The following is a 927-nucleotide window of genomic DNA, read 5'->3' on the forward strand; positions in this document are numbered from 1 at the left end:
AACCGCCCTTTCACGTTATTTCGATCGCAGTCGGGAAAAGCGGGGATATCAGGCGCTGGCGGACGGGTTGATGGCGCTGGCCTCGGGTGAGGGGCGCGTGGCGATGACCAAGGCCAATAAGGCCGAGAAGCTGCTGAACAATCCGGAACTGACCAATTTGCTGGTGGCGCAGGCAGCCGAGATGACCGGTGATACCAAGAAAGCGTCCGAGACTTACAAGAAGCTGGTCACCAACAACGCCACGCGATTTGTCGGTGTGCGCGGGATCATGAAGCAAAAGCTGGCCGAAGGCGATGATGAAACCGCGCGCAAGCTGGCCGAGAAGGCTCTGGCCCTCAAACCCCGGCATGAAGAAACGCAGGATGTGCTGTTGAACCTGCAGACCAAGGCGCAGGATTGGGCCGGTGCGCGGTCCACGTTGACCTCGAAGCTGAAGGCCGGGTATTTGCCGCGCGATGTGTTCAAGCGGCGCGACGCAGTCCTGGCTTTGTCCGAGGCCAAAGTGCTGCGGGACGACACGGCGACGGTCGAACAGCAGGAACATGCGATTGAGGCAAACCGCCTTTCACCCGATCTTGTCCCGGCAGCCGCCATGGCCGCGCGCGCCTATATCGAAAAGGGCAAACCGCGTGCAGCAACCAAGATTCTGAAAAAGGCGTGGGAAGTACAACCTCACCCGGATCTGGCCCATGCCTTTGCCGAGATTGTGCCAGACGAAACACCTGAACAGCGGATCAAGCGGTTCACCGCTTTGACCCGCGTTCATTCAGAGAATATGGAAACACGCCTGATCTTGGCCGAGCTGAACATTGTAGCCGAAGACTTCCCCGAAGCGCGACGCGCGCTGGGTGATGTTGTCGAAAAGCAGGGGGATGCACGGGCCTACACGCTGATGGCTGCGATTGAACGGGGCGAGGGCGCCTCGGA

General features: G+C 59.9%; 1 protein-coding gene. It reads left to right on the top strand.

Annotation, left to right across the window (positions count from 1 at the left end; genetic code table 11):
* Nucleotides 1-927, top strand: a 927-nt coding sequence (locus tag ACR0KW_RS24215) for a heme biosynthesis HemY N-terminal domain-containing protein (RefSeq protein WP_480807305.1), incomplete at both ends; no start/stop codon positions are given.

The sequence above is a fragment of the Ruegeria sp. CG11 genome (genome assembly GCF_056537245.1).